This window comes from Comamonas odontotermitis, from assembly GCF_040396735.1.
GTDB lineage: Bacteria > Pseudomonadota > Gammaproteobacteria > Burkholderiales > Burkholderiaceae_C > Comamonas > Comamonas odontotermitis_C.
Window position 1 is genome coordinate 34,859 of record NZ_JBEBNZ010000002.1, and the last position, 25,345, is coordinate 60,203.

Below are 25,345 nucleotides of genomic sequence, written 5' to 3' on the forward strand. Positions count from 1 at the left end.
CGCAGCCCACGAAAGAACATCCCAAATGAAGCGTACTTTCAAAATCTACCGCTACGACCCCGATAAAGACGCCAAGCCTTACATGCAGACGGTCGAGGTGGAACTCGACGGTCACGAGCGCATGCTGCTGGACGCACTGGTCAAGCTCAAGGAGATGGATCCGTCCATCTCGTTCCGCCGCTCCTGCCGTGAAGGCGTTTGCGGTTCGGACGCCATGAACATCAACGGCAAGAATGGTCTGGCGTGCCTGACCAACATGAACACCTTGAAGGGTGAGATTGTGCTCAAGCCGCTGCCTGGCCTGCCCGTGATCCGCGACCTGATCGTGGACATGACGCAGTTCTTCAAGCAGTACCACTCGATCAAGCCCTACCTGATGGCTGACAGCTTTGTCGCCAACGACAAGGAGCGTCTGCAGTCGCCCGAAGAGCGCGAAGAGCTCAATGGCCTGTATGAGTGCATTCTGTGCGCCAGCTGCTCGACCAGTTGCCCATCGTTCTGGTGGAACCCTGACAAGTTCGTGGGCCCGGCCGGTCTGCTGCAGGCCTACCGCTTCATCGCGGACAGCCGCGATGACCACACCAGCGAACGCCTGGACAATCTGGAAGACCCGTACCGTCTGTTCCGCTGCCACACCATCATGAACTGCGTGGACGTGTGCCCCAAGCACCTCAACCCCACGAAGGCGATTGGCAAGATCAAGGAACTGATGGTTCGTCGCGCCGTCTAAGAACCGGGTAGAGCAAAGATGGAAAACGAACTGCTGGATGAACGTGCCCGTGATCTGCTGCGTTGGCGCAGCCGCCGCGGCCTGGTGGAGAACGACATCTTCATCGAGCAGTTCTTCCACACCTATGGAGCAAGCCTGAATGTCCGCCAGGCGCAAGGGCTGACCGCTTTGATGAATCTGTCGGACAACGATCTGTTGGATTTGCTGCTCAACCGCAAGGAACCAACAGGCGACCTCGACACACCTGATGTTCATGAAGTGCTGGGAATGCTGCGCAGCCGAAAACACCGCACATCCCTAGCGGACTAACTCGAGAAGGAACCAGTTATGAAACTAGCAGACAACAAAGCCACGCTATCGTTTAGCAATGGCTCAGCAAGCGTGGACCTGCCGGTCTACCAGGGCAGCATCGGCCCGGATGTGATCGACATCCGCAAGCTGTATGCCCAGACCGGCATGTTTACCTATGACCCAGGTTTCCTCTCGACGGCTGCCTGCCAGTCCGCCATCACGTACATCGATGGCGACAAGGGTGAACTGCTGTACCGTGGCTACCCCATCGAACAGCTGGCCAAGAGCTGCAACTACCTCGAAACCTGCTATCTGCTGCTGTACGGCGAACTGCCCAACGAAAAGCAGAAGGCCGACTTCGAGAACACCGTGACCCAGCACACGATGGTCAACGAGCAGATGCAGTTCTTCCTGCGTGGCTTCCGTCGTGACGCGCACCCCATGGCTGTGCTGACCGGTCTGGTTGGCGGCATGTCGGCCTTCTACCATGACAGCACCGACATCAACAACCCTGAGCACCGCAACATCGCCGCGATCCGCCTGATCGCCAAGATGCCAACCCTGGTTGCCATGGCGTACAAGTATGGCGTTGGCCAGCCCTACATGTACCCCAAGAACGATCTGTCGTATGCAGGCAATTTCATGCGCATGATGTTCGGCAACCCTTGCGAGGAATACCAGGTCAATCCCGTGGTGGAACGCGCACTGGACCGCATTTTCATCCTGCACGCAGACCACGAGCAGAATGCATCGACCTCCACCGTGCGTCTGTGCGGCTCGTCGGGCACCAACCCGTTTGCCGCCATTTCCGCTGGCGTGGCTTGCCTGTGGGGTCCTGCCCACGGTGGCGCCAACGAAGCCTGCCTGAACATGCTGGAACACATCCAGGCCAATGGCGGTATCGCCAAGGTGGGCGAGTTCATGGAACAAGTGAAGGACAAGAACAGCGGCGTCAAGCTGATGGGCTTTGGCCATCGCGTCTACAAGAACTACGACCCACGCGCCAAGCTGATGCAGGAAACCTGCAACGAGATCCTGGAAGAACTGGGGCTGGAAAACGATCCGCTGTTCGCCCTGGCCAAGCAGCTGGAAAAGATTGCCCTGGAAGACGACTACTTCGTGTCGCGCAAGCTGTACCCGAACGTCGACTTCTACTCCGGCATCGTGCAGCGCGCCATCGGCATCCCTGTCAAGCTGTTCACCGGCATCTTTGCCCTGGCCCGCACCGTGGGCTGGATCGCCCAGCTCAACGAGCAAATGGCAGATCCCGAGTACAAGATTGGCCGTCCTCGCCAGCTGTACACCGGCTCGGTGGTGCGCGACGTCAAGCCTATCGCGCAGCGCTGATCTGCCTCTGCAAGCACCTCATATCGAGGTGCGCCCGCAGCACAAACCCGCCTCTGGCGGGTTTTTTCTTGGCCTGTACGACACGCAGCACCCTCTTACCTGGCAATAACCTGCTCAAGAGGCTGTCAAGGGGCAATTTCATATCTGTGACACATTAATGCCGCTTTAAGCTGCTCCCGCGACCATGCGCGGATGAAGTTTCTTGCCCGGCTGCTCTCTCTCGCTGGTAAATCCATTGTCCCCCCCGGCAGTGCTGCCCTCCCGCCCTCCATGGCTGGCAACCCGCCCGCTCTGGGTGAACTGGCATTGCGCTCCAGCCGAGGCCTGGTACGGGCTCGTCCCGTATGGTGGGTTGCGCTGGTCATCAGCCTATGGCTTGCCAGCATTGGAAATCTGGCCTTGTGGAAGGCTGTTGCAGGCATCTCCGGCCTGGGAAATACCCAGCAGTGGGGATTGGGTCTTGCCCTCGGCCTGGCCATTGCCTTCGCTTGCTGGGCCATCCTGAATCTGCTCAGCTGGGGCCGTGCATCCAAGCCAGTGATGGTGCTTCTGTGCTGGGTGTCGGCGTTCGCAGCGTACTTCATGCTCAATTACGGCATCTCCATTGACGCGTCCATGCTGGTCAATGTGCTGCAGACCGATGTGCGTGAAGCGCGCGATCTGCTGCACTGGAGCCTCTTTGTCACCGTAGGGGCCATCGCGGTACCACCTACCTGGTGGTTGCTGCGCCAGAACCTGCAGCCCAACACCAGCTGGCGCCCGCTGCTGCGCCAGTTTGCGTTCATGCTGCTGGCCGTGGTGGCCATGGTGCTGGTGGTTCTGGCAGGCTTTCGCCCCATCTCCTCCACCATGCGCAACCACACACAGCTGCGCTACATGATGAACCCGCTCTCCACGCTGTATGCCGCAGGCAGCCTGGGCGTGCAGCAATTCCATCGCCGCGACACCACGCTTTACCCCATTGGTCAGGATGCCAAGCTGGGCGCCAGCTACATCGGCCAATCGCAATACCCCATCTATGTGCTCGTGGTGGGAGAAACCGGCCGTGCGGGCAACTTTGGCCTGTATGGCTATAACCGCGCGACCACGCCCCAGCTTTCTGCCCGCAATGATCTGGTTGTAGCCAAGGATGCCTGGTCCTGCGGCACCAGCACTGCAGTATCGCTGCCATGCATGTTCTCGCACCTGGGGCGAGACGGTCAGAACAGCAGCAAATCCTACGAAAACCTGCTGGATGTGCTGCAACGCGCTGGCCTCGCCGTGCTGTGGGTAGACAACCAGTCGGGCTGCAAGGGCGTATGCGCTCGCGTACACAGTGCCGGAACCCTGCCCGCCAGCAATCAGCCATCCGCTCCCGAAAAAACCGATGCAGGCAAAGCCATTGGCCTGAACCCACAGGAACAAGCCGCCCTTTGCAAGGATGGCGAGTGCGTCGACATGGCCCTGCTGGACGATCTGGACAATCGCATCGACGCACTGCCTGTGGAGCAGCGTGCGCGCGGCGTGGTGCTGGTACTGCACCAGATGGGCAGCCACGGACCGGCATATTTCAAGCGCTCGCTTTCCCAGGATAAGAAATTTGCGCCCGAGTGCACCAATGTGGCCCTGCAGTCATGCGACCGTGAATCGCTGGTCAACGCCTACGACAACAGCATCATCGCGACCGACCGGATGCTGGGCGGCCTGATTGGCTGGCTGGAGCAGAAAGGCCAGCGCCAGCCCACCGCCATGATGTACGTGGCCGACCACGGCGAATCGCTGGGCGAGAACAATATCTATCTGCACGGCCTGCCCTACTCCGTCGCACCCGACGTGCAAAAGCATGTGCCCTGGATCACCTGGCTGTCGCCGCTGATGCAGCAGCGCATGGGTGTCAATACGGCCTGCCTGCAGCAATCCCTGGGCAGCAGCAGGATCAGCCACGACAACTACTTTCACTCCGTGCTGGGCCTGACGGATGTGCAAACCAGTCTGCACAACGCCAAGCTGGATATTTTTGCCGGTTGCGCCAATCCCGGCAGCAGCCAGGCACGCCCGGGTGTGGCGGGCATGCCAGCCCATACCGGCGCCCCCGCCTGAATATCTGCCCCTGCAGCACGGGTGGCAGCTCTGTATGCACCCAAACCAGGCTAAAAAAGGCTGCTTTGCTGCGGCCCGCGCTGGCGCTGCTGCCAAGCGGCAAAGGGGGCCCAATCCAGCGGCTCCCGCTCGCGTCCGTAACCCAGCTGCTCGCAACTGCGCACAAACCGCTGGCGAACCAATTGCGCCCACAGGCCCTGGCCTTTCATGCGGGTGAGATAGTCGCTGTTGTAGCTTTTGCCACGCGTGCGCTCCTCGTCGCTGATCTGGTGCAGGTCGCGCACACGCTCCATCACCCGCGCGGCTCTCTGCGGGTAGTGTGCCTGCAACCATTGCTGAAACACACCGTTCAGCTCCCAGGGCAGACGCAGCACTGTGTAGAAAGCGGTGGTTGCACCTGCTTCACGTGCAGCCTCCAGCACCTGCTCCATGTCGTCGTTCAGAAAGGGGATGTGCGGCGCAACACTGACGCCCACAGGAATCCCTGCTTCTGCAAGGCGGCGTATGGTTTGCAGCCTTCGGCGCGGTGCGGCAGCGCGTGGCTCCAACAACCTTGCCAGCCTCCCATCCAACGTGGTGATGGTGATATAGGCCGCAGCGCGCTTGTGGCTTGCGGCTTGCGCTATCAAATCAATATCGCGCTCGACACCACTGCTTTTGGTGATCACCGAGAACGGGTGGCAGGCTTCGTTCAGAACCTCGATCACCTGCCGCGTCAGCCGCCAGTCTCGCTCGATGGGCTGGTAGCAATCGGTCGCCGAGCCAATGTTGAGCGAGGCCGGCCGGTAGCGGGGATGGCCGATCTCGCGCCGCAGCACCTCTGCAATATTGGTCTTGGCAAACAACTGCGTCTCGAAATCCAGCCCCGGCGATAGATTGAGGTAGCTATGGTATGGCCGCGCATAGCAATAGATGCAGCCATGCTCGCAGCCCCGGTACGGGTTGACCGAATGGTCGAAGAAGATGTCTGGGGAATCGTTCTTCTGGATCGCACTGCGTGCCCGCTCCTCGTGCACCTGGGTGCCCAGTGCCTGCGCAGCCTGCTGCCACCAGATCGCTTCGTCATGCGAGGCCTCCTGCTCTTCCGCATCCATACCGACACCTTGAGCCACGGCTCCATTCCAGCCATCATCCAGCCATTCGCGCTGCTCCTTGGCAAACCGGTGCAGGGGCGCAGAGACGGCCCCGCGCCCTTTCAGAGGCGGGCGAGCCGGCCCAACCGCCACTGGAACCGGCTCCGCATCTTCACCGGAACGCACCCACTCCTCACCATCAGAGACGATGGGAGAGCGAGAGGAATGCTTGTTTTGCGGCACGGTACTTCATCATTGATACTGTGTATTCATACAGTATACAAAGACAAGACAGACTTGCCAATGGGATGAATTGACCAACTTCTATTCGCACCAATATGGTGCGAGATTGCGGATCGCCTACAGTTCGACTTTTCATCATCCGGAGGAAGTTTTGATGTCTCGCAAGCCCCATCTCATCTTGTCGTCGCTGGACGTGGATCGCCTGGAGGCATTGCTGGCACAAATGTCTGCCGCAGCTTTCCCTGGAAAGGCCGATCTGGAAGCGGAAATTGCGCGTGCCGACATCGTCGATCCCACGGACATTCCGCCCGATGTGGTGACCATGAACTCGACTGTCACCTTCGACATGGCTGAATCGGGCAAACAGTTTCAGCTCACCCTGGTCTACCCCAAGGATCTGGATGGCAGCACCGAAAAGGTCTCGGTCTTCGCCCCGGTCGGCAGCGCACTGCTGGGCCTGTCGGTCGGAGACGAGCTGGCATGGCCTTCGGTGGGCGGCAAGAGCATGACCGTGCGCGTGACCGGTATCGTCTACCAGCCGGAGCGCGCTGGCGAACTGCACCGCTGACCCTTCAGGCCATGGCAACCCCATGAAAAAGCACGCCATGGCGTGCTTTTGTTTCAGGTCGCATCGACCAGCGCTTACAGCGCAAAACGGGCACTCAACAAGCTCACGACAAGGCCTGCGCCGATAAAGCCCAACTCCCAACGCGCCACGCCTTTGAGACTGGGCGTACGCGCCTCCACAAAATGATAGAGCACGCGCCCCGACAGCAGTGACAGTGCGAATGCCACACACATGCCCAGCCAGTTGAGCCAGGGCTGTGTCGCAATCACTTGCGAAGCCACGGCATTGCACAGCACCACGATGGAAAAGTGGACGAGGAATACCGAGTACGAAAACTGCCCCAGCGACTGCAACCAGCGCAGCGGAGCAATATGGCCGGCCAGCCAATCGCCCACCTTCCCATCGGAGGGTACACGCATCAACCACAGCAAAGCCACGGCACTGGCGCAGGCTACGGCAATGCGCAGGCGGAACTCGATCTCGAACGAAACGAACCCCAGCAGGAGAAGCAACGCCGTCCATGCCCAGGGACGGCTGCTGGACCTGCCCCAGTAAGCCAGCATGCCCACGCCATAGGCGCCGATGAAGTAGACAAACCACATGTCCAGATCGCTGTTGCGGTTGAGCACCCACAGTGACAGTGCGGTCAGACCGATCACCAGGTACTGGCTGACGGACAGACCCATCCAACGCCGCTCCCAGCCACGCGTGGCGGCAAACAGCAACGTCACTGCAGCAAACAGCTGGAAATCGATGGCCACATACCAGACACCAGCCGACAGCGCGTCTTCACCCGTGATGTCCTGCAGCATCAGGGCATTGGCAATCAGTTGGTGCCAGCTGGGCTCGCCGGGTACGGATTCATGCGCAAACCAGGGGCGTACCAAGGCGGCAATCAGAACGGCAAACAGCAGCGCAACGGAATATGGGGCCAACAGTCTCAGCGCGCGTTTGCCGATTTTTTCCAGCGGCTGGCCAAACCGGGCAACGCCCTGGGGCGCCAGGCTGGCGGCAGCCAGGTAGCCGCCCATGACCAGGAAAATCTGCACGGCGATGCGGGCATAGTCCGCCAGCCAGTCGATGACTCCCGGGGTGACTTGGCGAGCCACGTCGGACATCGGGCCATAGAAGGCCAGGTGATGCCACACGATGGCCGCGCAGCATGCTCCTTTGATGACGTCCAGCCACAGATTGCGATTGTTATGCGTTGTTGTAGAAGACAAGGTCGTCAGGCTGGCCGCTCACCGCTGGGGGAAAGACCGGCCCGTTCCAACCAATCGCTGCAAACGTGGATTGGAGGGGCACGCCAGGAAAGTCTTCCAGCAGTGGAGACCAACAATGGTCAAACACAGTGGCAACACTGCATAAACAGTGCCGCTCAAGGTCTAACGCCTGTTTGCGTATGCTGGTTGACGCCGCAACACACAAATTCGTCCTCTTTACACAGAACAAACTTCACTGCGCTGCTGCCCTGCCACAATGGATTCAGCATTTTCTGAAAAGACCGATAATCCGACCATGAAAACGCCCGAAGCTCCTCTGCCCGAACTCACCCGCCAGTTTGTTTCGCATTTTGGCGAAATGGGCAGCCGCTGGGGTATCAACCGTACCGTCGGGCAGATCTATGCACTGATCTTTCTGTCGCCCCGCCCAATCAATGCCGATGAGATTGCCGAAGGCCTGTCGTTCTCGCGCTCCAATGTCAGCATGGGGTTGAAAGAGCTGCAGTCCTGGCGCCTCGTGCACATGCGCCACCTGCCTGGCGACCGGCGTGAGTATTTCGAATCGCCCAACGATGTGTGGGAGATATTCCGCACACTGGCGGAAGAACGCCGCCGCAGAGAGATCGAGCCCACGCAATCCATGCTGCGCTCCGCCCTGCTGCAGGAAACCCATTCGGACGATGAGAAGTACGCCCAACAGCGCATGCAGGAAATGTACGATCTGATCGACCGCCTGATGACCTGGTTTGACGACGTGCAACGCCTGAACCCGGAAACCGCGATGCAGCTGATGGGCATGGGCAGTGCGGTCACCCGCGTGCTCAGCCTCAAGGATCGCCTGACGGGTAAATCCGCAGGTAAAAAAGAAAACAACGACTAAGAACGTGTTGACGCTCTAGGGCTGCTCAGTGCCTAGCGGCTTGGGCGCAAGAACGATGCGCAGCTTGTCCGCCTGCACTTCCATGCTGTGCACCGTATAGCCCAGTCCTTTGAGCAGCATGCGCTGGCTGGCAGGAAGCTCATACACGGCAAGGCCGTTCAACACTTGCTCCGCCAGGCGCGGCGCATAGGTTTGGAACATGGGCTGGTATTGAAGCGGCACGCCTTGCATGTGGAGTTGCTCCACGCGGACATGCTGCATGCGGATGGTACTGTCGGCATCGCTGTAGTACAGGCCGAAATCCAGCGCTATCTGGCCCGGATACTCGGTGTTCATCAGCTTTTCAGTCACCCAGATATCCAGCATGGTGCGCAGGCTGTTGCTGCTGGCCAGCAACTGCACGGCGGGCTTTTGCAGCTGAATCACCACCATGCCCTGCCACGACCGCGCCAGTGGAAACTTTGCCGCCACAGCGCTTTGCAATTGAGACTGGGTAATGCTGATGCTGCGCGCGCCCTGCGGCAGGGCGGACGAGGCCGCTCTCTCCACGCCTGCGGCAAAGCCGGGCAATGCCGAAAGCGCCAGCAGCCCACCTATACAGGCGCGGCGGGATATTGAAAATGCAGGTGGCCTGCGTCGCTGAAACATACAAAACTTATAGCAGATGGCGCACCATTGGAGCGCACCATCAGCCAAAAGTTCTGTAAACAGCTGTACAACTGTCGAAACGCAAGCTCGCAGGCCAGCGCGGTGCTCAGGCCACAGCGCTCTCACTTGCTGCAGCGGAGCGCTCGGCAGCGGCAGCACGTTCCACCAATCCGTCACGGGCAGCGAAATACTCGCGCTTGAGGCGCGCCACCAGCTCCGCTGCCGGCACCACCTGCTTGATGGCACCAATGCCCTGGCCACTGCCCCAGATGTCTTTCCAGGCCTTGCGCTCCTTGCCAAAGCTCATCGAGCTTGGATCAGAGACCGGCAGATTGTCCGGATCCATGCCAGCCGCGCGGATCGACGGGCTCAGGTAGTTGCCATGCACGCCGGTGAACAGGTTGCTGTAGATGATGTCATCCGAATTGGAGCTGACAATCATCTGCTTGTACTCTTCCACGGCACGTGCTTCGTCGGTCGCGATGAAGGCCGAACCGATATAGGCAAAGTCCGCACCCATGGCCTGCGCCGCCAGTACCGAGCGGCCGCTGGCAATGCTGCCCGACAGCGCCAGCGGGCCATCGAACCATTCACGGATTTCCTGCACCAGTGCAAACGGGCTCTTGATGCCCGCGTGGCCTCCCGCGCCTGCTGCCACGGCAATCAGGCCATCCGCCCCCTTGTCGACGGCCTTGTGCGCAAAGGTGTTGTTGATGATGTCGTGCAGCACCACGCCGCCCCAGCTGTGCGCTGCCTGGAACACGTCTTCGCGCGCTCCCAGCGAGGTGATGAGGATGGGCACCTTGTACTTCTCGCACAGCGCCATGTCGTGCTCCAGACGCTCGTTGGTGCGGTGCACGATCTGGTTGATGGCGAACGGTGCTGCAGGGCTGTCCGGATTGGCGCGGTTGTGCGCAGCCAGCTCTTCGGTAATCTCCGCCAGCCAGTCTTCCAGTTGCTCGGCCGGCCGGGCATTGAGCGCAGGCATGGAGCCCACAATGCCCGCCTTGCACTGTGCAATCACCAACTTGGGATTGCTGATGATGAAAAGCGGCGAACCGATCACTGGAAACGGCACGTGTTTCAATGCGCCAGGAAGTTGGGACATGGGATCTCCTTCGATTCAAAAGGCCTTCGGGCCTGCCGACGGCCACTCTTGCCAAAGGCCGCCTGTCATAGGTAATCGGTGTAAAAAAAGCTGCTCACGCCCACCATGTTTGCGCAAGCAGCCCCTTGCTTCATGGCAATCCGGGCGGTCATCATTGGCCGCCTGCCCTGCCGTCAGAAGCTATCGAGCGGCAGGGCCATCACCGATGCGCCGCCGTGCAGAATTTCATCACGCAATGCCGAGGTTTTTACCAAAATATGCTCGCCATAGAAACGAGCGGTTGTCACCTTGGCTTCGAGGAAAGCCTTGTCGCCATTGCCAGCCGCCAGCAGCTCCTGCGCTGCCAGCAAGGCGCGGCCCATCTGCCAACCCGCCACCAGGTTGCCCGCCAGCATCACGTACGGCACACTGCCGGCAAACACATCGTTGGGTGCCGATTTGCTGGTGCTGACGACAAAATCCACCACATCCAAAAACGCCTTGCGGGCTTTTTCCAGATTGATGGCCAGTGAGCTTGCACCCTCGGTACCGCTGGCAATGAGTGCCTTCTCGGTCGCCTCGATCTGGCTGGCGATGCCCTTGGCCACCTGCCCGCCATCGCGCGCCGTCTTGCGGCCCACCAGGTCGTTGGCCTGAATGGCAGTGGTGCCTTCGTAGATGGTCAGGATCTTCGAGTCCCGGTAGTACTGGGCTGCCCCGGTTTCCTCGATGAAACCCATGCCGCCATGCACCTGCACGCCCAGGCTGGTCACCTCCTGGCTCATTTCGGTGCTGTAGCCCTTGATCAGTGGCACCAGAAACTCATAAAAGGCCTGGTTGACCTTGCGGACCTCTGCGTCGGGGTGCTGGTGTGCAGCATCAAACGATGCGGCCCCCGTCAGCGCCATCGCACGGCAAGCCTCGGTGTAGGCGCGCATGGTCATCAACATGCGGCGGATATCCGGGTGGTGAATGATGGTGGCACTGCCCGCCACGCTGCCGTCCACCGGGCGGCTCTGCACACGCTCTTTGGCGTAGGCCACTGCATGCTGGTAGGCGCGCTCGGCAATGGCCACGCCCTCCATGCCCACGGCGTAACGCGCAGCGTTCATCATGATGAACATGTATTCGAGGCCCCGGTTCTCCTCGCCCACCAGGTAACCCACCGCACCGCCGTTGTCACCATACTGCAGCACGCAGGTGGGCGATGCCTTGATGCCCAGCTTGTGCTCGATGCTGACGCAGTGCACATCGTTGCGCGCACCGAGCGATCCGTCGCCATTCACCAGGAACTTGGGGCAGACAAACAGGCTGATGCCCTTGACCCCTTCGGGCGCCCCTGCCACGCGGGCCAGCACCAGGTGCACGATGTTCTCTGCCATATCGTGCTCGCCGTAGGTGATGAAGATCTTGGTGCCAAAGAGCTTGTAGCTGCCATCGGCTTCCTTGTCGGCACGCGTTCGCACCAGGGCCAGATCGGAGCCAGCCTGTGGCTCGGTCAGGTTCATCGTTCCCGTCCACTGGCCGGAAACCAGCTTTTCGAGATAGGTATTCTTGAGCGCATCGCTGCCGGCAGTCAACAGGGCTTCGATGGCACCATCGGTCAGCAACGGGCACAGGGCAAAGCTCATGTTGGCGCTGTTGAGCATTTCGACACAGGCCGCGCCAATCGTCTTGGGCAAGCCTTGCCCGCCCGCATCCACGGGGTGCTGCAAACCCTGCCAGCCCCCCTCCACATACTGCTTGAAGGCATCCTTGAAGCCGGGGGTTGTGGTGACCGTGCCGTCCTTCCAGGTGGAGGGATGCAAATCCCCTGCCACGTTGAGTGGTGCCACCACTTCTTCATTGAAGCGCGCGCACTCTTCCAGCACAGCCTGTGCGGTATCCAGGCCGGCATCCTCAAAGCCCGGGATCTGCGCCACCTGGTCGATCCTGGCCAGGTGTTCGATCGCAAACAGCATGTCTTTTACGGGCGCCTTGTAGCTCATTGTCTTGTCTCCAACCATCAAATCAATCGCGTATCGCTCAAAGAAAAAGGCACCACGCCGGATGCCTTTTGTATGCGCTCTTTTACAGCTTGCCCACCATCTCGGGCACGGCCTCGAACAGGTCGGCCACCAGGCCATAGTCGGCCACGCTGAAGATCGGCGCCTCCTCGTCCTTGTTGATCGCCACGATCACCTTCGAGTCCTTCATGCCCGCCAGGTGCTGGATCGCCCCCGAGATGCCCGCTGCAATGTACAGCTGCGGCGCCACGATCTTGCCCGTCTGGCCCACCTGCAGGTCGTTGGGCGCGTAGCCCGCATCCACCGCCGCGCGGCTCGCGCCAATGGCCGCGCCCAGCTTGTCGGCCAGCGGGGTGATGACTTCGTTGAACTTTTCCGCACTGCCCAGCGCCCGCCCGCCCGAGACGATGATCTTGGCAGCCGTGAGTTCGGGCCGGTCGTTTTTGGTGACTTCACGGCCTGCGAAGGCGCTTTTGCCGCTGTCAGCGACAGCAGCTGCGGTTTCGACGGCCGCCGTGCCGCCGGTCGCTGCTGCTGCGTCAAAGCCGGTGGTGCGCACGGTGATGACTTTCTTGCCGTCGGTGCTTTGCACGGTGGCGATGGCGTTGCCCGCGTAGATGGGGCGCTCGAAGGTGTCGGGGCTGTCCACCTTGGTGATGTCGCTGATCTGGGCGACGTCGAGCTTGGCAGCTACGCGCGGGGCGACGTTCTTGCCGCCTGCCGTGGCGGGAAAGAGGATGTGGCTGTAGTTGCCTGCGATGGCGAGCACTTGCGCGGCCACGTTTTCGGCCAGGCCGTCCTTGAGCGATGCGCCTTCGGCGAGGATGACTTTGGCAACGCCTGCGATCTGGGCTGCGGCCTGGGCAGCAGCGGCTGCGCCTTCACCTGCCACGAGGATGTGGACGTCGGCTCCGCAGGCCTTGGCGGCCGTGACGGTGTTGAGGGTGGCGGGTTTGATGCTGTGGTTGTCGTGTTCTGCAATAACGAGTGCGGTCATGATGTTTCTTTCAAAGCCATTGATGCGTTGGTCTGCCCTAGCCGGGGTTAGATGACTTTGGCTTCGTTCTTGAGTTTGTCGATCAGGGTGGCCACATCGGGCACCTTCACGCCTGCGCCGCGCTTGGCAGGCTCTGCCACTTTGAGGGTTTTGATGCGGGGGGCCACATCCACGCCCAGCTCTTCGGGCTTGACGGTGTCGAGCTGCTTTTTCTTGGCCTTCATGATGTTGGGCAAGGTGACGTAGCGCGGCTCGTTCAGACGCAGGTCAGTGGTGATGACCGCTGGCGTTGTCAGTTGCAGGGTTTCGAGGCCGCCGTCGACTTCACGGGTGACACTGACCTTGTCGCCCGCGACTTCGACCTTGGAGGCGAAGGTGGCCTGGGGGAGGTCTGCCAGCGCTGCGAGCATCTGGCCGGTCTGGTTGCAGTCGTCGTCGATGGCTTGCTTGCCGCAGATGATGAGGCCGGGCTGCTCCTTGTCGACCAGGGCTTTGAGGAGCTTGGCAACCGCCAGGGGCTGGAGCTCTTCGGTGGTCTCGACCAGGATGCCGCGATCGGCGCCAATGGCCATGGCCGTGCGCAGGGTTTCCTGGCATTGGGCCACGCCGCAGGAGACGGCGATGATTTCGGTGACGACGCCTTTTTCCTTGAGGCGCACGGCCTCTTCCACCGCGATTTCGTCAAACGGGTTCATGCTCATCTTGACGTTGGCAATGTCCACTCCCGTGCCGTCGCTTTTGACGCGCACTTTCACGTTGTAGTCCACCACGCGCTTGACGGGTACCAGTACTTTCATAAACCTCGACTCCTGAGTTATTTGAAATGGGTCTGCGCCAGTTGGCCTGCTGCTTGCATCCACCTGACAACGGGAATGGCTGAAGCGATCATCGCACAAATTAGCACGACCGTGCTTTTTTATACCCAATCGACAACGTCGCCTTGATTATCTGCGCATCACTGCGCACTGCTCCATTTTCCGCACAAGTTGGCAGTGCATCAGCCTTGTGCGGCAGGTATTGCACCGCCCGCATTGTTCTGGATATGCAAAACCCGTTGCGGGAACGGAATGTCGATCTGCGCAGCGCGCAGTCCTTCCAGCATGGCGATATTGACCGCCGAACGGATGTTGGCCTGCCCGTTGACTGGGTCATTGATGTAGTAGCTGAGGCTGAATTCCAGCCCATCGGCGGCAAAATTGACCAGGTAGGCCACAGGCGCAGGCGTTTTGAGCACCCGTGTCTGCGCGATCGCCGCCTCCTGCAGGATCTGCTGAACCTGGGCCACATTGCAGTCAGCCGCGACCACGATATTGCTGGTCAGGTTGAATTTCTGGTCGGCAGCGGTAAGGTTTTCCACCCGCTGGGTGATCAGGGTTTCATTGGGCACGATGGATTCGCGCCCGTTGCCGGCGCGTATCACGGTGTAGCGGGTACGGATGTCGGTGATCCGGCCTTCAAAACCATCCACGCGCACGTTGTCGCCAATGCGCAGGGCCCGCTCGATCAGCACGAGAAAGCCGCTGACATAGTTGGAGGCGATCTTCTGCATGCCAAAACCCAGGCCGACGCCCAAGGCGCCACCGAGCACGGACAAGGCAGTGAGATCCACCCCCACCAGCGACAGGGCCACCAACAGCCCCACGGTGATCAGCACCATCCGCGTCAGATTGACGGCCATCTTGCGCATCGACAGATCGCTGACCATGTCGTCGATCACCCGCTGCTCGAATGTGGCCGAAATCCACAGCACCACGATCATCACGATGCCGACCGACAAAACGCCCTGCAGCAACTCCAGAACGGAGATCGAGGTCTTGCCAAACGCAAAGCGGATCGCATCGAGCTCGCCCGTCACAGCTGGCAGCACGCCCAGAATACCCAGCACAGCGACACCCCAGGCCAGCCAGGAGAAGATACGCTCGATGAGCCTCACCACGGTGGAATGCGGAAAGGTTTTGGCCAGCACGCGCGCCACCAGGCGGATGACTGCCAGCGACAGCAGAATCTGCACGCCCAGGCGCAGCAGAAACACGGGCTGGTAGTGCTCCACCACCATACGGGCCCCGGCGGTGAACAACAGGGCCAGCAGTGGAAACAGGGCACCACCCCAGGCTGAAGTGCCAAACCAGACGGATGGCCCGCCATCGTAGCGGCGGTACAAGGCGCGGGCTAACAAGCCAGCGAGCACCAGACAAGCCAGCAACACCCCCAGCTCCAGCAAGGTGCTGGCCTGGCGAAAATCGTGAATCAGTTTCTCAAAGATATCCATAGACCATTCCATGACCACCCGGTAGCCATTCCATTCCCTAGAAAAGATTGACGCCAAAACACAAGGGCGGCATATGCCACGCACATGCCGCCCTTGCTGTCCATTACCGGGCTTGCTCAGCCCTGCGGCCAGACCGGCTTGCGCTTTTGGGCAAAGGCCTGCGCGCCCTCTTGTGCATCCGCATCCATCATATTCGTTGCCATGCACTGGCTGGCCATCTGGTAGGCAGCCTCCAGGCCCAATTCGCGCTGCTGGTAGACCAGGGCCTTGCCCATGCTGACGGCAACACGCGGCTTGCTCACGATTGCTGCAACGAGCTGCTCCACCTCGGCATCGAGCTGGTCTTCGCTGGCAAGCCGGTTGACCAGCCCTTGCGCCAGCGCGTCCTGCGCGCTGATGAAATCGCCCGTCAGCAGCATTTCCATTGCCTGCTTGATGGGCACGTTGCGTACCAGCGGCACACTGGGCGTGGCGCAGAACAGGCCATAGTGGATGCCACTGGTGGCAAAGCTCGCGTCGCTGCTGGCCACCGCCAGATCGCACTGTGCAACCAGTTGGCAACCGGCTGCCGTAGCCATGCCCTGCACCCGTGCAATCACCGGAACCGGTAGTTTTTGAATGGCCAGCATGACCTTGGTGCAGCGGTTGAACAGGTCCTGGTACCACGCGCGATCCGGGTGCGCAGCCATGTCCTTGAGGTTGTGGCCCGCGCAGAACGCGCGGCCACTGGCTGCCAGCACCACGGCTCGCACGGTTTCGTCCTTGCCAATGGCCACGAGGGCCGCCTGCAGTGCGGCGAGCATCTCGTCCCCCAGTGCATTGAAGCGTGCGGGGTCATTCAGCGTCAGGGTCACAACGCCCCGCGCATCGCGGGTCTGCAAAAGAACAGCGGAATCCGTCATCAGAGCTTCACCTCACAAATCGGCCAGAACACGGATGTGGGCCTCCACGCTGGCGGCCAATGGCGCCATCATGTAGCCCCCTTCCAGGCAGGAGACGATTCGCCCCTTGCTGAAACGCCGCGCCACATCCTTGATGCGGTGCGTGATCCAGGCATAGTCGGCCTCGACCATGCCCAACTGGCCCATGTCATCCTCACGGTGGGCATCAAAGCCGGCACTGACAAAGATCATCTCGGGCTTGAACGCTTCCAGCCGCGGCATCCAGTAGGTCTCCACAATCTCGCGGATGTCCATACCCTTGGTATAGGCAGGTACCGGCACGTTCAGCATGTTGCCAGCTGGGTCCTTGTCGCCGCTGAATGGGTAAAACGGATGCTGAAAGATGCCGCACATCAGGATGTGCGGATCACCCGCGCAGATGTCTTCGGTGCCGTTGCCGTGGTGCACATCGAAATCCACGATCGCCACGCGCTGCAGCTGGTGTCGCATCAGCGCGTACTTAGCCGCCAGTGCCACATTGTTGAAAAAGCAAAATCCCATGGCCTGTTTGCGCGTGGCATGGTGGCCCGGCGGGCGCACCGCGCAGAAGGCATTTTCCATCTCGCCGCCAATCACGGCATCGGTGGCGGCCAACGCGGCCCCGGCAGCGCGCAGGGCTGCGTTCCAGGTATGGGCGTTGACGGAGGTATCGGTATCCAGCATCAAGGTGGCCGGGCCGCCCACGGCCTGGTTGTCGCCCGCCATTTCCGACAGGCCCCGGATCGCGGCAATGTGCAAGCGATCGTGGCCCAATTCCAGATCGGAGACCATGGCCTTGGGCGCGTCGCGCCGCTCCAACGCATCGCCCACGCCCGTCATCAAAAGCCGGTCTTCAATGGCATCGAGCCGCTGCGGACACTCCGGATGGCCTGCGCCCATGTCGTGCATCCAGCAATCGCGATGTGTGAAATAACCTGTCTTGGACACCGCTTTCGTCTCCTTGATTGTTTTTGTCGTATATCGTTATGGCATGCAAACGCAGCACACCATACAAAAATTATTGGCTCAGCTTAACACGGTGATTGTGGGGAAACCGGCTCAGGTTCAGGATTGTCTGACCTGTTTGCTGGCGGGAGGTCACCTGCTGATCGAAGATGTACCCGGCGTGGGCAAGACCACGCTGTCGCACGCTCTGGCGCGCACATTGGGCCTGCAGTTCTCGCGCGTGCAGTTCACCGCCGATCTGATGCCCAGCGACTTGACGGGCGTATCGGTGTATGAGCGCGAACAGCAGAATTTCGTCTTCCACCCGGGGCCCGTGTTCACCCAGGTCCTGCTGGCCGACGAGATCAACCGCGCCAGCCCCAAGACGCAAAGCGCCCTGCTCGAAGCCATGGAGGAAAAGCAGGTCACCGTCGAGGGGGCCACGCGTGCGCTGCCGCAGCCGTTCTTTGTCATCGCCACACAGAACCCGCTGGAGCAGTTGGGCACCTACGCCCTACCCGAGAGCCAGCTCGATCGCTTTCTGATGCGCATCTCGCTCGGCTACCCCGACCAGGCGGCCGAGTTCCAGCTGCTGGCTGGCCAGGGGCACCGCGACATCGCCAACCAGCTGCCCGCCCTGACCTCTGCCGTCGAGTTGAAATTCCTGCAGCAGGAAGTGAGCAGTGTGCGCGCCAGTGATGCGCTGATCCACTATGTGCAGGCGCTGATTGCGGCCACACGCTCAGGGCGATGGTTTGTGCAGGGCCTGTCGCCACGCGCAGGTATCGGCCTCATCCGCGCCGCCAAGGCACAGGCACTGATCCATGGCCGCGACTATGTCGCTCCCGATGATGTGCAGGCCATTCTGCCGCAGACCACGGCGCATCGCCTGGTGCCGGTGAGCAGTGCAGGCCGCAGCGCAGTCGAGCAGGTGCGCGCCATGATGGACAGCGTGCCGCTGCAATAAGGTGAGCACTCTGCGTTTTACAGATGTGCGTCAAAGCCCATTTTGGCCCAAACAATGGCGCCAGCGCATGCGCCTGTGGTGGCTGGGCAAACTGGCCCATAGCAGCGTCCACACCATCACGCGGCGCAATCTGTACCTGCTGCCCACCCGTGCGGGCTGCATGCTGGGCCTGACCTTGCTGGTGCTGCTGGTGGCCAGCATCAACTTTCAGCTCAATCTGGGCTTTCTGCTGACCTTCATGCTGACTGGAGCGGCTCTGGTCTCCATTGGTATCGGCTACCGCAACCTGCTGGGCCTGCAGTTGTCATTGCATGCGCCGCAAACGCAGTTTGCCGGGCAGGCGCTGCGCGTGGAGCTGCGCATCGACAATCCCAGCCGCCGCGCGCGCTTCGCCCTGGGCGTGCGGCACTACCAGGATGAGGAATACAGCATGGCAGACGTCGGCGCTCAGGCCAGCGCCACCGTGCAGCTCGCCGTACTGGCACAACAGCGCGGATGGCAGCCTTTGCCAGCGGTAGTGATGGAGACCCGCTTTCCGCTGGGCGTGTTCCTGATGTGGACCGTGTTCCGCAGCAGCGAAAACGCCCTGGTCTACCCCAGCCCCGAGGCCCACCCGCCGCCATTACCACTGGGCGCAGCCGATGCAGGCATGGGCAGCAGCGCCAGCCTGCGTGCAGCGAGTGGCGAATTCGATGGTGTGCGCGGCTACCGACGCGGAGATCCCTTGAAACTGGTGGTGTGGAAGAAGGCCGCCAGTGCCATGGCGACCGAGATGGGCACTGGCAGCAGCCATTTTGTGGTGCGCGACAACCAACACCAGGCCCAGCAGGACCTGTGGTTGGACGCGAGCCGCTGCGGCCTTGCCGAACGCGAGGCGCAGCTCTCCCGCCTCACGGCCTGGGTGCTTGCTGCAGACCAGCAGGGTTTGCGTTACGGTTTGCGTACACAGACCGGTAGCGGCGAGATAAGCCCGGACGCCGGCGCAGAGCACCGCCTGGTCTGCCTTCGGGCTCTGGCGCTGGCTTGAGGGGGAGCACATGGCACAAAACCTGTCCCCATCGACCACTGCAATGCGCCCCACATGGCCCAGCCTGCCGCGCGAAGCGCGCGATACCGTGTTTCTGCTCGTCGTCGTGGCCTGGGTGCTGCTGCCGCTTGCGGCATCCCTGCCCATCTGGGCGACGGCACTTGCGTACACCCTGCTGCTGTGGCGCGGTGTGCTTGCCGTGCGCCAAAAGCCGCTGCCCGGGCGCTGGGTGCTGGTGGCGCTGCTGGCATGTGTGGTGGGAGCTACGGTTGCCAGCTACAAAACCATTGTCGGTTCGGAGGCCGGTGTCACCCTCATCAGTATGCTGCTGGCACTCAAGACCATGGAGATGCGTGCCCGGCGTGATGCCATGGTGGTGTTCTTTCTTGGTTTTTTTGCGCTGCTGGCCAATTTCCTGCACTCGCAATCGCTGCTCACCGCCCTGGCCATTGCCATTGGCCTGGTGGGCCTGCTGACCGCCTTGGTCAACGCGCACATGCCGGTGGGCCAGCCTTCGCTCAAGTACGCTGCAGGCCTGTCGCTGAAGATGATCGCCATCGGCGCGCCACTGACACTGGCTCTGTTCGTACTTTTTCCGCGCATGGCTCCGCTATGGGGCGTGCCCAACCCGAATGCCGGGAAAACAGGGCTCTCTGATGAAATGACGGTCGGCAACATGGCATCGCTGGCGCAGGACGAAGGCATCGCGTTTCGCGTCAGATTCGATACCCCTGGCAACCAGCCGCCACCCGCCAACCAGCTCTATTGGCGCGGCCCGGTATTGGCTGATTTCGATGGCACCACTTGGCGCACCACTCCCAGCTTTCGCGCAACCGACGACAAGCTGTTTGACGACATCGTCACCACCGGCGAGCCACTGCGCTACGAACTGACACTGGAGCCACACCAAAAACCCTGGCTGCTGGCACTGGATCTGACCCGCACCCCGCCTGTACTGCCCCGTGGCCGCGCCTACAGCACCGGCGATCTGCAATGGCTGAGCAACCGACCGATTGCCGAAGTCACCCGCATCGCCATGCAAAGCCATACCAGCTATCGTTTCGGTATGCAGACGGGCAACCGGGAGCTGGCCTTTAATCGGCGCCTGCCCGCAACCAGCAATCCGCGCACCCGTGCCTGGGTGCAGCAGCTGGTGGCAGACATCGGCGACACGCCCAACCGCGACCAGCAATTGGTACAGCGCCTGCTGGCCCAGTTGCGCACCGGCGGCTACACCTACACGCTCGATCCCGGCATCTACAGCGGTCAGGCGGCCGACCTGTTCTGGTTTGACCGCAAGGAGGGCTTTTGCGAGCACATCTCCGCCGCTTTTGTAGTGGCCCTGCGCAGTGCAGGCGTGCCTGCCCGCATCGTGACCGGCTACCAGGGCGGAGAGCTCAATGGCGTGGATGGTTACTGGACGGTGCGCCAGGCCGATGCGCACGCCTGGGCAGAAGTCTGGCTCGGTGAGCAGGACGGCTGGGTGCGTGTGGATCCCACCGGCGCCGTTAGCCCCGGGCGCGTGGGTGCCGCGCAACGCCTCAACACCAGCAATTTCATGGGCATCAGCGTGAACAGCCCCGCCGCCATCAGCGGCCTGCAGCGCATGCGCGCCGTTTGGGAAGCTGTCAACAACAGCTGGAACCAATGGGTGCTGAACTACACCCAGCGCGAGCAGATGGATCTGCTCGGCAAACTCGGCCTGCAAAGTCCGAACTGGATGGATCTGGTGCGAATCCTGGGCGTGCTGGTAATGGCCGGCGCCCTGATTGCAGCCGCAGCTCTGCAATACCAGCGTCGCCACACCGATCCCTGGCTGGCACTGATCGCGCAGGCGCGCAAACGCCTGGCCAAGGCCGGCATCGCCAGCAGCGACAGCAGTACACCACGCAACCTGGCAAACGCCATTCGCCACCGGATACCGGATTCTCCCGAAGCCCGCGCCTTTGCCAAATGGCTGCAGGCCATGGAGCAGCTGCGCTATGCCACGCCAGCAGGCAAAGCTGCACCACAACACTCCCTCGCCGCCTTGCGCAAACAGTTACGACAATTGCCCTGGCCCAGCCTGGCAACGCAAGCCAACAAGGTATAAAGCCCCCATGCACCGCATTCTCCAAAGTACGATTGTTCTCATAGCCGCCACGGCCTGCCTGACAAGTGCCCATGCACAGAAATCCTCCAAGAAAGCACGCGACAGCGAAGCCAGCGCTTCGACGCAGAGCTACGCCAGCCGCCCGGAAGCCGATGTCTTTGTGCGCGAAGTTGCTTCCCGCCGCCATATCGACGAAGCATGGCTGCGCGCCAGCCTGAGCCAGGCGCGCTTCAACCCTACAGTGCAGCGCCTGATGACCCCGCGCACGGGCCCTGCAGGCGTGAAAAACTGGCGCGCCTACCGCAGCCGTTTTGTCGAACCCATCCGCATCCGCGCCGGTCTGCGCTTCTGGAACGAAAACGAGGCCACCCTGGCGCGCGCCAAGCAAACCTATGGCGTGCCTGCCGAGTACATCGTCGGCATCATTGGCGTGGAAACCATCTACGGCCAGCAGATGGGCAATTTCAGCGTGGTCGATGCACTGGCCACCCTGGCATTCGACTACCCTTCGAGCCACCCGCGCGCAGCAGACCGCGCCCAGTACTTTCGCGGTGAGCTGGAGCAATTTCTGACGACGGCTTATCTGAACAACGCCAACCCGTTCGACACCGTAGGCAGCTATGCAGGCGCCATGGGCATGCCACAGTTCATGCCCACCAGCTGGTCCAACTTTGCCGTCGATTTCGATGGCGATGGCAAGATCAACCTCTTCACCAGCAAGGCCGATGCCATCGGCTCGGTGGCCAACTACTTTGTCGCCCATGGCTGGCAGCGCGGCATGCCGGCCTATTACGACATGCAGCTGCGCAGCACACCGGCGCAGCTGGCTGCCTTGCTCGAGCCCGACATCAAGCCCAGCTTCAGCGCCGCAGACATGGCCACCAACGGCGTTCAACTGGCGCCGCCCGGCAACAGCCATAGCGGTCTGCTGGCTCTGATCGAGCTGAAAAATGGCGACGGAGAGACGCAGTACGTGGCAGGCACGCAGAACTTCTACACCATCACCCGCTACAACCTCTCGAGCTTCTACGCCATGTCGGTGATCGAGCTGGGCCAGGCCATCAAGCGCGCGCGCACCGGCGCGCCAGCCCTGCCCGATACCGACAGCGAAGCGCAGGAGCCCAGCAGCGAAAGCACCAACTCACCGGCTGCCGAAGCCGCCGCCAAAGCCTATCTGCGCAACAAGGCGCGCCAGCAGCGCACGCCTGACCCCGCCAACTTCAGCACGCCATAAGGCGCGCAATATGGCCGCTGTCGAAAGGGTTTCAAGAGCAGCTCCGTAAAAATAAAAACAGAGAATTTCTCTTGAAATCAACGCTTCTCCATCCAACTACCAGTCATCCAGCAGCAATCGTGCTGCGCTGATAGAAAAGGAATGAAGATGATCATGAGCCCTCTGCTGCATCGCTCCGCTTTTGCTGTTTCGCCCGTCGCCATGGACGCTGCCCTGCAGCGCTTCCTGCAGACCACCACCTCCACGTCCGCGAACGAAAAGGTCAACCAGGACGCCAATGTTTTCACCATCCAGCTTGATGTGCCTGGCCTCTCCCGTGAGCAGCTGACCATTGCGCTGCAGGACAAGACGGTGCGGCTGAGCAGCGTGGAAGGCGCACCGCGCAGCGTGCAACGCGCCTGGAAACTGCCCGCTGTGATTGACGCAACCCTTTCCAAGGCAACATTGGAGAACGGCGTGTTGACCTTGATCCTGGCCACCCACCAGCCAGAGCCCACGGTACAGACGCTCAGCATCCAGTAACGAGGCAATCACCCAAAAGCAAACGGGGCCCAAGCGGCCCCGTCTTGCTGCCCGAAGGCGCATGTGCGGCCTACACCACGGCGGACGGCACCACGATGGAATCGAGCGGCCAGCGCGGCTTCACGTCAAAAGCGTAGATCTTCTCGGCCTGTTGCTGCCCTGCCTGTATGCGCATGGCAGCCGCCATGGCAATCATTGCGCCGTTGTCGGTACACAGATGCAGCTCCGGGTAATGCACGCGCACGCCGCGCTTGGCGCAGGCAGCATTCAATTGCTCGCGCAGCAGGCGGTTCGCGCCCACCCCACCAGCAACCACCACGCGCTTCATGCCGGTGTCCCTGAGCGCATTCAAGGTTTTCTTCACCAGTACATCGACGATCGCCGCCTGCGTGGAAGCCGCCAGATCGGCCTTGCGCGTATCCAGCGTGTCACCCAGCTTCTTGGCCTGCGTCAACACGGCTGTCTTCAAGCCTGCGAATGAAAAATCCAGATCGCCACTGTGCAAGAGCGGGCGCGGCAGCTTGAAGGCTTCGGGATCGCCGCCTTGTGCAAGGCGCGAAAGCTCCGGCCCGCCCGGATACGGCAGCCCCAGCAGCTTGGCAGATTTGTCGAAGGCCTCGCCTGCAGCATCGTCAATGGTCTCGCCCAAAATTGCGTACTGCCCCACGCCATCGACGCGCATCAGTTGCGTGTGGCCACCCGATACCAGCAGTGCGACAAACGGGAATTGCGGCGGATCATCGCTCAGAAATGGCGACAGCAAATGGCCTTCGAGGTGGTGGACACCAAGCACAGGCTTGTCCAGCGCCGCAGCCATGGCGCAGGCCACGCCAGAGCCCACCAGCAGCGCACCGGCAAGACCCGGCCCGCGTGTGAAGGCGATGGCATCGATATCATCCAGCGCGCAGCCAGCGTCCTGCAGCACCTTTTCGGTCAGGGGCAACACACGGCGGATGTGGTCGCGGCTGGCCAGCTCTGGCACCACGCCGCCATAGGCACGGTGCATCTCGATCTGGCTGTAGAGCGCATGGCTTAGCAGTTGCGGCACAGCGCCACCTTCCTGCGTGCGCACCAAGGCCACACCCGTTTCATCGCACGACGATTCGATTCCCAAAATCAGCAAACTCATGGGGCGAAAGTGTAGGCGCTTCAAGGGGCGGACATGAAAAATCCCCAACACCACCCCGCGTCGCGGGAAGGTATTGGGGATGCATTGAAGCAGTGGCGAGCGGGCCTGCGATCAGCGGCGGCCACCGAGCAGCGAGCCGCCAATCTTCATCAGATCGCCCACATCCAGCTTGCCGTCGCCATTCTGGTCCAGAAGCGATCCCAGCAGGCCGCCGCCCAAGCCACCTTGCTGTTGCACGCGGCTCTGCTCCTGGCCCAGGGCACTACCCAGATCGGACGAATTCATGCCGCCAGCCATCACGCGCTGCGCAAGGAACGACATCACAATGGGCGCCAGCATCTTGAGCAGGTTGCCTGCATTGTTTCCAAGACCCGTGGCCTGCCCCAGGTTGCTGGAAGCCTGGTCCTGCTGGCCACCAAAAATGTGACCCAGGATGCTGCCACCATCAAGCGCAGCAGGGTTGCCGCCCGCGGGAGCGCCGCCGCCCATGGCACCACCCAGCACGCTGCCCAGCATGCCGCCAAGGCCACCCAGGCCGCCACCGGCCTGGCTGCCACCTGCACCTCCGCCCAGCAACGAGCCCAGCAGACCTCCCAGGTCCGGGCCGCCGGCGTGGTCACGTTGCAGCGCGCCAAACAGGGCATCGGCTCCTGCGGCGTTTTGCGTGTTGTTGCCCAGGGCGCCCAGCATCATCGGAATGGCAGCCTGCACGGCCTGCTCGGTCTGTGCTTCGCTCTCGCCCAGGCTTTGCGCCATCTGCTGCATGGGTGCGCCTTGCAGTTGCTGCAGCAGCTCTTCAACCATCGATGGAGATACGGACATAGGGTTTCCTTTCATGCGCCCAAAAAGGCATTGGCTCAGACCGCCGATATTAGGCCCTTGCCACCGCTTTGCAGCCGCTCACAGCGCAAAACTTCGTCAATTGTCACAGCACTCGGAATGATTGGCATGACAAATGCAAGTCTGCGAAGCATTTGCACCGGACAAGGGCGGCAGGCGCCATACCCGCATGTTGGGAAGCATGATTTTTCTTATTACTTTTCCATCTATAAAACCTAAAATAATATG

General features: G+C 61.3%; 23 protein-coding genes. 11 read left to right on the top strand and 12 right to left on the bottom strand.

Annotated elements, in window-relative coordinates; all coding sequences use genetic code 11:
• Window positions 1-25: 25 nt before the first annotated feature.
• The 4 genes from ACH2DG_RS02605 (at window position 26) to ACH2DG_RS02620 (ending at window position 4,447) form a co-directional block, all read left to right on the top strand.
• A complete protein-coding gene (locus ACH2DG_RS02605; RefSeq protein ID WP_224151867.1) occupies window positions 26-730 on the top strand; it encodes a succinate dehydrogenase iron-sulfur subunit in 705 nt (234 codons plus the stop codon).
• A gap of 18 nt (window positions 731-748) precedes the next feature.
• Window positions 749-1,039 carry a succinate dehydrogenase assembly factor 2 gene (locus ACH2DG_RS02610; protein WP_395024164.1) on the top strand — a complete coding sequence of 97 codons (291 nt, stop codon included), beginning with the start codon at window positions 749-751 and terminating at the stop codon, window positions 1,037-1,039.
• Between the two features lie 18 nt (window positions 1,040-1,057).
• The gene (locus tag ACH2DG_RS02615) at window positions 1,058-2,368 is read left to right on the top strand and encodes a citrate synthase (RefSeq protein WP_395024165.1); all 1,311 of its coding nucleotides are present in this window, start codon (window positions 1,058-1,060) and stop codon (window positions 2,366-2,368) included.
• Window positions 2,369-2,638: 270 nt separating this feature from the next.
• Window positions 2,639-4,447, top strand: coding sequence for a phosphoethanolamine transferase (locus tag ACH2DG_RS02620; RefSeq protein ID WP_395024166.1), 1,809 nt, complete (start codon window positions 2,639-2,641; stop codon window positions 4,445-4,447).
• Between the two features lie 50 nt (window positions 4,448-4,497).
• Here the strand turns inward: ACH2DG_RS02620 and ACH2DG_RS02625 are convergent, their stop codons facing one another.
• Complete coding sequence (locus ACH2DG_RS02625; protein ID WP_395024402.1) at window positions 4,498-5,706, bottom strand: PA0069 family radical SAM protein; 1,209 nt, start codon at window positions 5,704-5,706, stop codon at window positions 4,498-4,500.
• Window positions 5,707-5,917: 211 nt separating this feature from the next.
• Between ACH2DG_RS02625 and rnk the strand changes: the two genes are divergently transcribed.
• On the top strand, window positions 5,918-6,331 hold the full coding sequence (gene rnk, locus ACH2DG_RS02630) for a nucleoside diphosphate kinase regulator (protein ID WP_395024167.1): 414 nt from the start codon (window positions 5,918-5,920) through the stop codon (window positions 6,329-6,331).
• Between the two features lie 74 nt (window positions 6,332-6,405).
• On the opposite strand, the gene ACH2DG_RS02635 is transcribed toward rnk, so the two are convergent.
• The gene (locus ACH2DG_RS02635; RefSeq protein WP_395024168.1) at window positions 6,406-7,554 is read right to left on the bottom strand and encodes an acyltransferase family protein; all 1,149 of its coding nucleotides are present in this window, start codon (window positions 7,552-7,554) and stop codon (window positions 6,406-6,408) included.
• Window positions 7,555-7,849: 295 nt separating this feature from the next.
• Here ACH2DG_RS02635 and ACH2DG_RS02640 point away from each other — a divergent pair, with 295 nt between their 5' ends.
• Window positions 7,850-8,434, top strand: coding sequence for a GbsR/MarR family transcriptional regulator (locus tag ACH2DG_RS02640; protein ID WP_395024169.1), 585 nt, complete (start codon window positions 7,850-7,852; stop codon window positions 8,432-8,434).
• A 15-nt stretch (window positions 8,435-8,449) separates the two neighbouring features.
• Here ACH2DG_RS02640 and ACH2DG_RS02645 read toward each other — a convergent pair whose 3' ends face one another.
• The 8 genes from ACH2DG_RS02645 to ACH2DG_RS02680 all read right to left on the bottom strand — a co-directional run bounded on the left by ACH2DG_RS02645 (window position 8,450) and on the right by ACH2DG_RS02680 (window position 17,261).
• Window positions 8,450-9,082 (bottom strand): hypothetical protein, encoded by a 633-nt coding sequence (locus tag ACH2DG_RS02645; protein WP_395024170.1) that lies wholly within the window; start codon window positions 9,080-9,082, stop codon window positions 8,450-8,452.
• Between the two features lie 106 nt (window positions 9,083-9,188).
• Entirely contained in the window at window positions 9,189-10,190 is a 1,002-nt protein-coding gene (locus ACH2DG_RS02650; RefSeq protein WP_395024171.1) for an NAD(P)H-dependent flavin oxidoreductase, read from the bottom strand.
• A gap of 173 nt (window positions 10,191-10,363) precedes the next feature.
• Entirely contained in the window at window positions 10,364-12,157 is a 1,794-nt protein-coding gene (locus tag ACH2DG_RS02655) for an acyl-CoA dehydrogenase (RefSeq protein WP_395024172.1), read from the bottom strand.
• Between the two features lie 82 nt (window positions 12,158-12,239).
• Window positions 12,240-13,172 carry an electron transfer flavoprotein subunit alpha/FixB family protein gene (locus ACH2DG_RS02660; protein ID WP_395024173.1) on the bottom strand — a complete coding sequence of 311 codons (933 nt, stop codon included), beginning with the start codon at window positions 13,170-13,172 and terminating at the stop codon, window positions 12,240-12,242.
• A gap of 47 nt (window positions 13,173-13,219) precedes the next feature.
• Entirely contained in the window at window positions 13,220-13,969 is a 750-nt protein-coding gene (locus ACH2DG_RS02665; RefSeq protein WP_395024174.1) for an electron transfer flavoprotein subunit beta/FixA family protein, read from the bottom strand.
• 200 nt (window positions 13,970-14,169) lie between these two features.
• On the bottom strand, window positions 14,170-15,441 hold the full coding sequence (locus ACH2DG_RS02670; protein ID WP_395024175.1) for a mechanosensitive ion channel family protein: 1,272 nt from the start codon (window positions 15,439-15,441) through the stop codon (window positions 14,170-14,172).
• Between the two features lie 116 nt (window positions 15,442-15,557).
• Window positions 15,558-16,343 carry an enoyl-CoA hydratase gene (locus ACH2DG_RS02675; protein ID WP_395024176.1) on the bottom strand — a complete coding sequence of 262 codons (786 nt, stop codon included), beginning with the start codon at window positions 16,341-16,343 and terminating at the stop codon, window positions 15,558-15,560.
• Between the two features lie 12 nt (window positions 16,344-16,355).
• A complete protein-coding gene (locus ACH2DG_RS02680) occupies window positions 16,356-17,261 on the bottom strand; it encodes a histone deacetylase family protein (RefSeq protein WP_395024403.1) in 906 nt (301 codons plus the stop codon).
• 91 nt (window positions 17,262-17,352) lie between these two features.
• Between ACH2DG_RS02680 and ACH2DG_RS02685 the strand changes: the two genes are divergently transcribed.
• From ACH2DG_RS02685 to ACH2DG_RS02705, 5 genes are all read left to right on the top strand, one after another.
• Complete coding sequence (locus tag ACH2DG_RS02685) at window positions 17,353-18,273, top strand: MoxR family ATPase (RefSeq protein WP_224151852.1); 921 nt, start codon at window positions 17,353-17,355, stop codon at window positions 18,271-18,273.
• Window positions 18,274-18,340: 67 nt separating this feature from the next.
• Window positions 18,341-19,300: a DUF58 domain-containing protein gene (locus ACH2DG_RS02690; protein WP_395024177.1), complete on the top strand. Its 960-nt coding sequence runs from the start codon at window positions 18,341-18,343 to the stop codon at window positions 19,298-19,300.
• Between the two features lie 10 nt (window positions 19,301-19,310).
• Entirely contained in the window at window positions 19,311-21,392 is a 2,082-nt protein-coding gene (locus ACH2DG_RS02695; protein WP_395024178.1) for a transglutaminaseTgpA domain-containing protein, read from the top strand.
• Between the two features lie 7 nt (window positions 21,393-21,399).
• Window positions 21,400-22,626: a lytic murein transglycosylase B gene (gene mltB / locus ACH2DG_RS02700; protein WP_395024179.1), complete on the top strand. Its 1,227-nt coding sequence runs from the start codon at window positions 21,400-21,402 to the stop codon at window positions 22,624-22,626.
• Window positions 22,627-22,773: 147 nt separating this feature from the next.
• The gene (locus ACH2DG_RS02705; RefSeq protein ID WP_395024180.1) at window positions 22,774-23,148 is read left to right on the top strand and encodes an Hsp20/alpha crystallin family protein; all 375 of its coding nucleotides are present in this window, start codon (window positions 22,774-22,776) and stop codon (window positions 23,146-23,148) included.
• 70 nt (window positions 23,149-23,218) lie between these two features.
• Here ACH2DG_RS02705 and tsaD read toward each other — a convergent pair whose 3' ends face one another.
• Both tsaD and ACH2DG_RS02715 read right to left on the bottom strand, forming a co-directional pair.
• Window positions 23,219-24,277 (bottom strand): tRNA (adenosine(37)-N6)-threonylcarbamoyltransferase complex transferase subunit TsaD, encoded by a 1,059-nt coding sequence (gene tsaD, locus ACH2DG_RS02710; protein ID WP_395024181.1) that lies wholly within the window; start codon window positions 24,275-24,277, stop codon window positions 23,219-23,221.
• Between the two features lie 111 nt (window positions 24,278-24,388).
• A complete protein-coding gene (locus tag ACH2DG_RS02715) occupies window positions 24,389-25,099 on the bottom strand; it encodes a DUF937 domain-containing protein (protein WP_395024182.1) in 711 nt (236 codons plus the stop codon).
• Window positions 25,100-25,345 lie beyond the last annotated feature (246 nt).

Excerpts from the sequence above, each read along its gene's own strand:
- ACH2DG_RS02605 (WP_224151867.1), top strand. The coding sequence starts at position 26 with ATGAAGCGTACTTTCAAAATCTACCGCTACGACCCCGATAAAGACGCC.
- ACH2DG_RS02610 (WP_395024164.1), top strand. The coding sequence starts at position 749 with ATGGAAAACGAACTGCTGGATGAACGTGCCCGTGATCTGCTGCGTTGG.
- ACH2DG_RS02615 (WP_395024165.1), top strand. The coding sequence starts at position 1,058 with ATGAAACTAGCAGACAACAAAGCCACGCTATCGTTTAGCAATGGCTCA.
- ACH2DG_RS02620 (WP_395024166.1), top strand. The coding sequence starts at position 2,639 with ATGGCTGGCAACCCGCCCGCTCTGGGTGAACTGGCATTGCGCTCCAGC.
- rnk (WP_395024167.1), top strand. The coding sequence starts at position 5,918 with ATGTCTCGCAAGCCCCATCTCATCTTGTCGTCGCTGGACGTGGATCGC.
- ACH2DG_RS02640 (WP_395024169.1), top strand. The coding sequence starts at position 7,850 with ATGAAAACGCCCGAAGCTCCTCTGCCCGAACTCACCCGCCAGTTTGTT.
- ACH2DG_RS02645 (WP_395024170.1), bottom strand. The coding sequence starts at position 9,082 with ATGTTTCAGCGACGCAGGCCACCTGCATTTTCAATATCCCGCCGCGCC.
- ACH2DG_RS02650 (WP_395024171.1), bottom strand. The coding sequence starts at position 10,190 with ATGTCCCAACTTCCTGGCGCATTGAAACACGTGCCGTTTCCAGTGATC.
- ACH2DG_RS02655 (WP_395024172.1), bottom strand. The coding sequence starts at position 12,157 with ATGAGCTACAAGGCGCCCGTAAAAGACATGCTGTTTGCGATCGAACAC.
- ACH2DG_RS02660 (WP_395024173.1), bottom strand. The coding sequence starts at position 13,172 with ATGACCGCACTCGTTATTGCAGAACACGACAACCACAGCATCAAACCC.
- ACH2DG_RS02665 (WP_395024174.1), bottom strand. The coding sequence starts at position 13,969 with ATGAAAGTACTGGTACCCGTCAAGCGCGTGGTGGACTACAACGTGAAA.
- ACH2DG_RS02670 (WP_395024175.1), bottom strand. The coding sequence starts at position 15,441 with ATGGATATCTTTGAGAAACTGATTCACGATTTTCGCCAGGCCAGCACC.
- ACH2DG_RS02675 (WP_395024176.1), bottom strand. The coding sequence starts at position 16,343 with ATGACGGATTCCGCTGTTCTTTTGCAGACCCGCGATGCGCGGGGCGTT.
- ACH2DG_RS02680 (WP_395024403.1), bottom strand. The coding sequence starts at position 17,261 with ATGGGCGCAGGCCATCCGGAGTGTCCGCAGCGGCTCGATGCCATTGAA.
- ACH2DG_RS02685 (WP_224151852.1), top strand. The coding sequence starts at position 17,353 with ATGCAAACGCAGCACACCATACAAAAATTATTGGCTCAGCTTAACACG.
- ACH2DG_RS02690 (WP_395024177.1), top strand. The coding sequence starts at position 18,341 with ATGCGCCTGTGGTGGCTGGGCAAACTGGCCCATAGCAGCGTCCACACC.
- ACH2DG_RS02695 (WP_395024178.1), top strand. The coding sequence starts at position 19,311 with ATGGCACAAAACCTGTCCCCATCGACCACTGCAATGCGCCCCACATGG.
- mltB (WP_395024179.1), top strand. The coding sequence starts at position 21,400 with ATGCACCGCATTCTCCAAAGTACGATTGTTCTCATAGCCGCCACGGCC.
- ACH2DG_RS02705 (WP_395024180.1), top strand. The coding sequence starts at position 22,774 with ATGATCATGAGCCCTCTGCTGCATCGCTCCGCTTTTGCTGTTTCGCCC.
- tsaD (WP_395024181.1), bottom strand. The coding sequence starts at position 24,277 with ATGAGTTTGCTGATTTTGGGAATCGAATCGTCGTGCGATGAAACGGGT.
- ACH2DG_RS02715 (WP_395024182.1), bottom strand. The coding sequence starts at position 25,099 with ATGTCCGTATCTCCATCGATGGTTGAAGAGCTGCTGCAGCAACTGCAA.